Raw genomic sequence first — 9,032 nt, forward strand, 5'->3', positions numbered from 1 at the left:
GGCCACTTCGATTAACCTCGCCTTCTTTGCGACAACTGGAGACAATCTGATATGCGCGTAAAGACTGGTAGCAGCCAAAGCAATCTCTTCGACATTTTGAAACACGCGGACAGCGCTTCGCAGCGTAAGAGCAGCCTGGATCGGCTTGATGTGATCGATTGGGAGACGTTTCGTGCGTTGCTTGAGGAGCGCCTTTCCTACGGCGACCAAAGCAAGGGTGGGCGCATTCCGTGGTGTCCGGTTTTGATGCTCAAGGTGCTGGTATTGCAGCGCTTCTTTGACCTATCGGACCAAGAGACAGAGTTTCAGATTCTTGATCGCTTCAGCTTTCTGCGCTTTGTGGGGCTACGCCCCGGCGATGGTTCTCCCGATCACGCGACGATCTGGTCCTTTAAGGAACGCCTTGGAGCCGAGGGGATGGTTGCTGTGTTCGAGTTGTTCAACGAGCAACTGCGCACTCAGGGCTTGATCGCCAGTTGCGGCAAGATCATCGACGCCAGTTTTATCGAGGCTCCCAAGCAGCGCAACCGCCGCCATGAGAACGAACAGATCAAGCGCGGCGAGGTGCCCGAACGCATCGCCAAGAGGCCGCGCCGGGCCTGCCAGAAGGATCTCGATGCGCGTTGGACGCAGAAGAACCATGTATCCTATTTTGGATACAAGAACCACGTCAAAGTCGATGCGGCCAGCAAGTTTATCGAGACCTTCACCGTCACAAACGCCGCCGTCCACGACTCCCAACCGGTCGGGAAACTGCTGCGTGAGAGCGACCGCGAGGCCGTGCTGTGGGCCGACAGCGCTTACGTCGGGCCGTTCATCGCCGCGCTGCTCAAAGGCTTCGCCATGCTCGCCAACATCTGCGAAAAGGGCACTGCCGCCCGTCCGCTCAGCCGTGAACAAAAGCGTGCCAACAGGCAAAAGAGCCGCATCCGCTCCCGCGTCGAACACGCCTTCGGCCGCATCGCCCAGTTCGGCGGCGACCGCTTCCGACGTATCGGCCAGAGACGATGTCGCTTCGAAACCGCCCTTACCAACCTCACCTACAACCTCGACCGCTATGCCATGTTCCATGCCAGGGGCTGAGCCTACACAATCGGGAGAAAATCGCCGCCAAACGCCTCAATCTGAGGCCAAAACAACCACCGCAACTCCCTGCAACTGCCCATCAAGCCCCCTTCCAGGCATCTGAAATCTCATAGCTGAACGGCTCAAGCAAAATGACTCCCTTAATCGAAGTGGCCTTTTGAACCCATTGCGCTATTTCAAATCTTATTTGTGTTCGCGCTTCAGTGGCCCCGTTGCACTTAACACCTGTTCCGCCAGTTCTAGGCGCGATTGATCAGCTTTTCGATGATTGCCTGTTCGATTAGTCAATACCACTACATAGCGTTGACTGGTAGGATCTATCCAAAGTGACACCCCACTCCAGCCTGTGTGGCTCATTGTCGCATCCGAGAGTGAGGGTGGATTGAGCTTCGAATCCACTCGCCAGCCAAACGCCACTGGAGAACGACTGTCGGGACGTATGCCTAGCATTTTAACCACCTCTTCAGACAGAATTCGCTTCCCGTTATACATTCCGCTAGCTAACAGCATGCGGCAAAAGGCTGATAAATCTTCAGCGGTTGAAAAGAGTCCTGCATTGCCGATCGCTTGATTCGCATGCCGAGCCGGAGGATCGCTGGCCACACCTAGCGTTTGCGTGACGCCCTGCCTAACTACATGCGATGGATCAGGGTTCTCTAACGGTGCCCAATGAGTGTTTCGCATGGCAAGCGGTTCGAAAACATGCTCCGCACAAAATTCTGTCATGTTCTGCCCCGATGCGTTCTCAGCAATGAGCCCAAGTAGAATGAAATTGGCGCATGAATATTCATAGAGCTCTCCAGCGGGACGGACAGGAGAGAACCTTAAAATACGTTCGATCACTAGATCTTTTTTATCGTATGGCTTTTCGTTGTTAAAACCAGAGAGATGGCGGGCGAGATCGCGAACCGTGACTGGACTGTCCAATTGTCCATTGTAATTGTTTAGATAGTTTGTGAAATCTATGTCGGGATCAATCAAGCCTCGGTCTATGCACAAGGCGATGGCTGTAGTGGTTCCCACAGCCTTAGTCACGCTGGCTAAATCAAACACTGCATCCTCATGCATCGGAATCGTTTTTCCCTTGTCCATCCAGCCCCAGGCCTGCTTGAAGAATACTTCATCAGCTGTTCCTGCGATGACCACCGCACCTGACCATAAGCCATCGGAAATAGAGGAAGCGTTCAGGTCATCTGCGGAGTCTATGTCTGCTGTCAAAGTAAAACATGGAAATGCTAGGGCAATTAAGTAGGTTAGGTAACGCCTAGGTGAGTTGGTTATATTTGTTTTGAAACTCATAAAGATAGGTCATAAAGATAGGAACAGCACAGACATCGACTACACTTTACACTAGGCCGCGTGGACAAAATACGGAACGAGCAGCTGTAGGCGATTTTTGAAGCCGAAATTCAGGTTTCGAGGTGAGGCAATTCAAGAATTGTCGAGCCGAGGACATGGATTTCGGGTCAAAAAGCGCCAAGAGATGCGACGCGAGTATTTTGTCCACGTGGCCTAGGACATCGGTAACACTTATTAAGTTGATGGAGTGCTTAGGTTGTTGAGTCAAGGTTTCGTTTGAGATGGAAATAGTGATTAGGAGGTGGGTAGTTGTTGGGATCTTTTAGGCTTGGATGCTCTAGGTTCTTGTTTGGGAGAGATCACAAGTTCCTTCGGTCGCTAAATCTCTTTGGCGTCGAACTCCAGATTGTCCAGATGCAAGTTAGCGTAATGTAGCTCAGTGATTCCCGCCAGATTCTCGAAGAACCGGACTCGACAGCGCCTGCATAGACCTCGCTCAAGTATAAGTTTGAGCAACAGTGGGAGATGTGGCCGGATTGACTGACGGGCTTGATTACTGATAGGAAATTCAATTATACTGCCTATAGGCCATCCACTCCCCCCGTTCTCCCACCCCAAGCGGCACAAAGCATTCAAAGTGGAGCATTGGCTATGACTCCTAATGGGAACGAAACGCTTCCAGACCTGACTATCATTCCACCCGAAGCACAGGCACGAGCGGATGAATATTGGAATAACCTGTATCCGAATGGCCCCACTGCTCCCGTGCCCGGTTGGCTGGGGTCTGGCCAACCTCAACAGACCCCGCAGATTCCACAGGCCCCGCAGCCAACAGCGAGTACGCCTTCGGCCAATCCAATGACTACGGATAACTGGCGCGGAACTGGCATGAGCTTGAATGATTTTCTTGCTGGGCAGACGAGTGAAAGCCTTCCCGGCGAAGGATACGTTCCTAGCTATCCAAGCTTTGATGTTCCTGGTTCAGGTATCGCTAATGGCCGCAATCCAAACATGCCCCCGCTTCCTAGTTCCGGTAATTCCGGCATTGATATGGCTTTTGGGCCCGGAAGCTATGCAAGCGGGGGCGGAATGCCCTCTTTACCTAGTTCTGGAAATTCGTCGATTGATAGAGCTTTTGGCCAAAATAGCTACGCCAAAGGCGGGGGCCAGCCCCCTTTCGGGCAAGGCCGTCCCGGTGAAGACCTTCGGGGCGGCTATAGCCTGAGAGAGCTACAGCCAGAAATGGAAATGATTGCTGCTGAATATGAACGCAGGGGAGCCAAGAGGCCGTCTCGCAATCAGCTTACAGGCATGGCTGTAAATCAATTAAATGGGCAGCAGGCTAAAATATCGAATCAAATTGCTGGCAATACCGCCGATGCCGAAGAGTTACTGATAGGAAATTCAATTATCGAGGTTGATGTGTTTGGGGTAAGTTTTCTTGGTATTTGGGCATGCTGCCGCCCTTGGGCGGACGTATGGGAGGTGCGCCGGGGTATCATTTAGGGCAGGTTAGTCTTTTGGGCATGCGTTGGAAAGGAAAAAGCGGGTTTTTCTATCACAATTGGGGTTTTATTGGCCAGACGGGCAATATGATGTGGGCCCACCTCGGACGGGAGGCAGATTAATCGATATAGAAGGTTGGCAGGCCGTCTGGCGGGAAGGGGTCGATGGCGTCCCAGCCGTGACTGTCAGCTTGAGGGATGTTTGCCGAGTCGTTTGCCTGAGTCGCCCATTGGGCGAGTGGAGTCTGATCCCATTCGCAGGTGTCCCATTCGGACGGAGGGCGTTGGTCGAACTCATCCGGGCTGCCCGGTGCACCCCCTGTATGTTCGCTGATGCAATCCTCGGCTCGGATCGACTCGGGGGCACTGGAGGTGTCCTTGTACTCGCTCTGGTAGATGACAATCCCGGCCAGCGCGTCGCGTTCGGCGACGTAGCGGGCCAGGCGTTCCCGACGAGCGATTTCCCAGGGCTCAAGCTCATAGATGATGCCTTCGCGCTCGTTCCCGAGTAGCAGTTCGCCAGCGTCGTCGGGCGGGGGCGCGCGCGCACCCCGGGAGGCCGTGGCATAGTTGTGGCAGCCCATCTGCTTGAGGGTGGATGCGGCCAGGTCGGGGTTGTCGGTCAGGCCGACGATACGCATCAGGTAGGCGTACCGGGAACAAACAAGCGGATCAATCTCCCAGACTTTTTGAATCAGCTCACGCCATTTTTTACGCGCCAGGCGAGGTAAGGGATCAGCCTCGAGCTGAATAATATCGGGTCGTCACCGAGGAAGCGGGCAGTGTCGTGTGGCGCTGCTACGGGTGCGTGGAGAGCGGGCGCAAGAGCGTCGGGGTGCGGATCAACGAATAGGCCGCGATCAAAAGCGCGCGAACGCGAGAGTCGGGCGTTTCTATCGCTGGAGGCGGCGAAGTCGGCCAGGGATTTTTTCGTCGGAAGCGATGTCTCTGCGGCGCGGCTTACTGGCGCATGCTTGCGTCGCTCGCCCCGGGCGCGGTTACTGTAGGCCCCGTAGTAACGCACCAGGTGTTGGCGGGGAGCCGGGATGTGACGGACCATCGCAGCAATGAACGCGGGCCCATCAAAACGTTCCCAGTACCGCTTGGTGGCGTAGTTGCGCCTGCTGCGGTAGATGACTTCACCGCTCTCGGGCAGGTAGGTCATTTTATCCAATGAGAAAGGGTTGCGCAAAATGTACTGTGCGAGGCGTTCGAGGGCGTCATGGTCATCGCGCTGGATGCGCTTGCCCGCGTGGATGCCGAAGCCGCTGTGACGCCAGTTGAGCATCTGACGGGCCTGCTCGGCGGTGAGCTTTCTCCGCTTCACCATGCGCTTGAGCAGGCGGTGACGCAGGAGTTCGGCAGCGGGCTCCCAGTCCAGGTAATGCAAGGCATGGAACGTGCGGTGGCCAACAAACGCTCCGTCCGTCACAAGGATATGCAGGTGCGGATGAAAATTTAGATAATCCCCGAAAGTCTGAATAGCAATGACCATGCCCGGCTGGCCATCGGGCGTCCCCAGTCGTAATCGGATGTAGTCGCGCAAGCACCGCCAGGCAATCTGGCTCAAATCGGTGAACAAGCTTCGATCGAACAGAAAGGCACGTCGCAATCGCTTCGGCAGGGTGAGTACGACCTGCCGGTGCGGGACATTGCGCACAACTTCGTGCCGGATAAGCTCTCCAAACTCTTGCACCTTCTTTTGATGGCAACTCGGGCAAAAGTAGCGCTGCTTACAACTGAAGGGCACCAGGTAATCATGGCCGCAGTGATCACAGTGCAACCGGGCAAATCCACGGGAAAGATCGCCACAGGTTTCAAAGGCCTTCAGGGTGGGCGTAATCTCAGTGCGCAACCTGCCGTCCCGCTGTTCGAAGCGCACCGCATATTGATCGAAAAAGGCTTTACCGTGCTCAGACAGACATTGCCATAGCGGAGAAGCCCTCGGGCGACGCGGACGATAGAGCGAAATCGGCACGCCGGATAGTGCTCACTTGTTCATCGCCCATGGCAAGCCTGAAAGCAAGTTCTTCAACCGAATCTGCTGTGACAGGTGGAATTACTTCCGGTGCACCCGGCTGCTGACGACTTTTTTGCGGGCCACCTTTGAGCCCTCAGGCATATCGGGGGTCAATAGCTGCCACGCCCTTAAGCCATAAGGGGCGGCGAGGCGTTCCACGGTCGAGAGCCAGATCTCTTTCTTCCGGGCACCTTCGATGTCCTGGTAAAACTTGTAGCCGATACCCGCCAACTGGGCAAACTCCTCCTGTGTAAGGCCATGCCTGGCTCGTAATGACCGTAATCTGTCTCCCAGTTCCGCCAGCGAATTATCCACCTCACAACCATATGATCGTAGGGCTTGACAGATAACCCTACGAACTTAGGGTAAATATAAATGAGTGACTGCTTTTACTACGTAACGAGGCATACATGCTACAATTCCGTAAAGCGCGCGTTATGGTACACGTTTTTGCTTACCCTGACTGCCAGTCTTACTGTCGTTTGCGGCAGCAACCTTTTGGCACAGGAAAAACTTCCAGACATAACCCCACAGGCCGATGTGGACGAAAACCTGTTCCTAGTGAGGGTCTTAGAGTCTCTCTACAGTCAGTGGCCGTCATACGCTTCGGACCCGGATGAGTTCACTGCGGAGTCAGCGGAACTGCGGAAGGAAGCCGTTCGGTTCCGCCAGCATATCCAGAGGCATGATGAACTCGATAAAGCTCTGGGTGCAAGGTTCACAGACTTTATTGCGGCACTGGATGCTTATACAGATTTCCTTGCCAACATCAGCGTAATCAAAGCCGAGGCGGCTAAAAGACAGCAGCAAGATAGTTTTCAGTCTGGCTATGAAGGAGGTTATGCTGGTGCAGCAAGCTTCTCAACCCTAACCAATTCGGGGTATGACACGGGGGATGCCGCAGTTATTTCGCTTGTCATCGGCGGTCTTGTATATGCTGCGGATGCGTGGAACAGATCAAACGAGAGCGATGAGGCCCAAAAGCGTGCTGTTGATGCAGAAGCAAGACGCATTGGAGATAGGTATCTGGCATCCCTAACTCAGGCTCAGGCAACAGCGAGGACGCTCGCAAAGAAACATGGTTGGGCTCCCTCTGAGATTGGTTGGGAACTTTCGGATGAGGAAGCCCAAGTTGTTACTCGTCTCCTTGAAACAAACGATTGGAGTGCCCTCGTAAGGGTTCTGGAGAGGCAGACCAGCCTACGCCCGCGTGACGCAATCACCCACTTGTCATTGAGTTACTTTAAGGCTCTAGCATTTGCGGAGGACAGCGACATACTTGGCAACACAGCCAGAGACTTATATGCCACGGCATCGCTTGTCCCTGCGGACGGGGTTTACGATGACTATCGCATTGCCTGTGTTTCTCTTGCTGCGCTCATAGCCTCGCAGGCTCGGCTTGTGGAGTTTCAAAACGGCCAAGCAGTTTCCCAAAGCACAGCGAATGGCCAATTAGCTGTGTCCTTATGGAAAAAGTTACTGGCCATGAGTCCTTCTGATCCAACTGGAGAGATACGCGAGGCACTGGCATTTGCTCTCATGGGGGTGAACTCGTTAGGTGAGGCCCTGCAATATGCGAACGATGTCCTTAGGTTACGAGAAATCGATCCTCAGTTTTGCTATAATTATGCCTGTCTACTCAGCAGGGCAGGTGCCCTAGAGAACTCTCTTCGGTGGCTCGACGCAAGCATTCGGCAGGGCTACTCACACGTGGCTTGGGCATGGGAAGACCCCGATCTACAGCGGGTCAGGATAGCCTACAGCAAGGAGTTTGCTGAGTTGCTAACACCAAGATGGAGCTGGACCGTTACGGATGACTGGGTGTGGGATGATGTCACTCTAAGCAATGAATCTCACTTCCCCTTGTCCAATATCGAGTTCTCCATAACCCTGAATAAAGGCGCAAGACAGGAGACACGAAAGCTCACGTGCCGATACCTCGAACCCGGTAAAACAAAGACATGGGTTGACGTAGTTCGTGGCGTGGAAGGTGTGTGGGACAGTTCCTCCACAGCGTCTCTTCTGTGCGATCAAAACCGTGCCTTAGAAGGAGCGAATCAAAATGCGGATCCCGTGTCAGACGGTTGGCATCCACCACTGAAGTATCCGTAAAGTACGGCATCATTAAAAGCTATCCACTTGATAGGGATCGGGATAACCAAAAATGATCCTGCCACTTATGCGAAACGGCCTTAAGACTTCGTATGATCGCTTGCTCCCGTGCCTGCGGCTGGGATTCCTTCTTCTGTTGACTGGCGTATCGCTGGAAGCAGCGCGTCAGCACCCTGAATCATACTATCAAGATCGGGCAGCGGTCCTTCTCCATGGCCAAACCGAAATCTCCCTTCCCAACGGAACACGCTGCGACATCCTGACCGACGAGTACGCGATTGAGGTCGATTTTGCCGACAAGTGGGCCGAGGCCATTGGGCAGAGCCTTAACTGCGCGGCCCAGACTGGCAGGCGTGCCGCGATCATCCTCATCATTGAGAAACCGTCCCACCAGAAATACCTCCAGCGCCTGGAGGGAGTCATCGAGAGCCATGCCTTGCCGATAGTGGTTCTGCCGTACCGGCAGGGGCATTGCTTCCCCTGCGACAATCCATGAACACGCCACCTCTTCAAGAACACGATCCATCGTCAGAGCCCGAAGCTCCGAACCCGGTAGAGTCAGGTACTTGGAACAAGCTCGCTGGGCTTTGGGAACACGAACGGCTTAAACGCTTCAGGGAGAGTGGCTGGTATATTCCGCTGCTGGTTGTGCTGGGGATTGCGCTCTTTGCCGGTCTGTGGGGAGACAACCACGATGAGGAAACCGGCTTCATCGCCGGGCAGCCCTTGAAATCAGGGGCAACCTATTACGTCTGGATCAGCGAGGTCAACCTGTTCTCCCGTCCGGGAGGCTGGGACCTGGATGGGAGTGCCCCGGATATCGCTTACGAACTCTATACCGGGCACGGCAATGAGCGCATTTTTAAGAGCGATGTACGCCATGATACCCTGCTGGCCCAATGGTCCGAGATCGGGCTGAGGTACTCGGGCGAGATACTCGGCTTTGCGACAAGCGGAGCGGGCACGGTATCGCCCGAGGAAATGATTCAGGCCGCGAGGCTATTGGCAAC

At 54.5% G+C, this 9,032-nt stretch carries 9 protein-coding genes; 5 read left to right on the top strand and 4 right to left on the bottom strand.

Annotated features, from left to right (window positions below; all coding sequences use genetic code 11):
• Positions 1–51 precede the first annotated feature (51 nt).
• Positions 52–1,083 (top strand): IS5 family transposase, encoded by a 1,032-nt coding sequence (locus tag H5P28_RS10225; protein ID WP_185675592.1) that lies wholly within the window; start codon positions 52–54, stop codon positions 1,081–1,083.
• Between the two features lie 186 nt (positions 1,084–1,269).
• Here H5P28_RS10225 and H5P28_RS10230 read toward each other — a convergent pair whose 3' ends face one another.
• Entirely contained in the window at positions 1,270–2,385 is a 1,116-nt protein-coding gene (locus H5P28_RS10230) for a serine hydrolase domain-containing protein (protein WP_185675608.1), read from the bottom strand.
• A gap of 888 nt (positions 2,386–3,273) precedes the next feature.
• On the opposite strand from H5P28_RS10230, the gene H5P28_RS10235 reads away from it, so the two are divergent.
• Positions 3,274–3,891 carry a hypothetical protein gene (locus H5P28_RS10235; RefSeq protein WP_185675609.1) on the top strand — a complete coding sequence of 206 codons (618 nt, stop codon included), beginning with the start codon at positions 3,274–3,276 and terminating at the stop codon, positions 3,889–3,891.
• 118 nt (positions 3,892–4,009) lie between these two features.
• Here H5P28_RS10235 and H5P28_RS10240 read toward each other — a convergent pair whose 3' ends face one another.
• The 3 genes from H5P28_RS10240 to H5P28_RS10250 all read right to left on the bottom strand — a co-directional run bounded on the left by H5P28_RS10240 (position 4,010) and on the right by H5P28_RS10250 (position 6,225).
• Positions 4,010–4,531: a hypothetical protein gene (locus H5P28_RS10240; protein ID WP_185675610.1), complete on the bottom strand. Its 522-nt coding sequence runs from the start codon at positions 4,529–4,531 to the stop codon at positions 4,010–4,012.
• A gap of 53 nt (positions 4,532–4,584) precedes the next feature.
• Positions 4,585–5,868: an IS91 family transposase gene (locus H5P28_RS10245; RefSeq protein WP_185675611.1), complete on the bottom strand. Its 1,284-nt coding sequence runs from the start codon at positions 5,866–5,868 to the stop codon at positions 4,585–4,587.
• Positions 5,869–5,949: 81 nt separating this feature from the next.
• Positions 5,950–6,225: a helix-turn-helix domain-containing protein gene (locus H5P28_RS10250; protein ID WP_185675612.1), complete on the bottom strand. Its 276-nt coding sequence runs from the start codon at positions 6,223–6,225 to the stop codon at positions 5,950–5,952.
• A gap of 183 nt (positions 6,226–6,408) precedes the next feature.
• On the opposite strand from H5P28_RS10250, the gene H5P28_RS10255 reads away from it, so the two are divergent.
• The 3 genes from H5P28_RS10255 to H5P28_RS10265 all read left to right on the top strand — a co-directional run.
• Complete coding sequence (locus H5P28_RS10255; protein WP_185675613.1) at positions 6,409–8,022, top strand: TPR end-of-group domain-containing protein; 1,614 nt, start codon at positions 6,409–6,411, stop codon at positions 8,020–8,022.
• A 52-nt stretch (positions 8,023–8,074) separates the two neighbouring features.
• Positions 8,075–8,518 carry a hypothetical protein gene (locus H5P28_RS10260; RefSeq protein WP_185675614.1) on the top strand — a complete coding sequence of 148 codons (444 nt, stop codon included), beginning with the start codon at positions 8,075–8,077 and terminating at the stop codon, positions 8,516–8,518.
• On the top strand, positions 8,515–9,032 hold a 518-nt coding region (locus H5P28_RS10265), incomplete at its 3' end, for a hypothetical protein (protein WP_185675615.1). The genes H5P28_RS10260 and H5P28_RS10265, both read left to right, overlap by 4 nt.

The sequence above is a fragment of the Ruficoccus amylovorans genome (assembly GCF_014230085.1).
GTDB lineage: Bacteria > Verrucomicrobiota > Verrucomicrobiia > Opitutales > Cerasicoccaceae > Ruficoccus > Ruficoccus amylovorans.

Bases quoted from the DNA above. Each gene is read 5' to 3' on its own strand.
- H5P28_RS10225 (WP_185675592.1), top strand. From the start codon at position 52: ATGCGCGTAAAGACTGGTAGCAGCCAAAGCAATCTCTTCGACATTTTG.
- H5P28_RS10230 (WP_185675608.1), bottom strand. From the start codon at position 2,385: ATGAGTTTCAAAACAAATATAACCAACTCACCTAGGCGTTACCTAACC.
- H5P28_RS10235 (WP_185675609.1), top strand. From the start codon at position 3,274: ATGAGCTTGAATGATTTTCTTGCTGGGCAGACGAGTGAAAGCCTTCCC.
- H5P28_RS10240 (WP_185675610.1), bottom strand. From the start codon at position 4,531: ATGCGTATCGTCGGCCTGACCGACAACCCCGACCTGGCCGCATCCACC.
- H5P28_RS10260 (WP_185675614.1), top strand. From the start codon at position 8,075: ATGATCCTGCCACTTATGCGAAACGGCCTTAAGACTTCGTATGATCGC.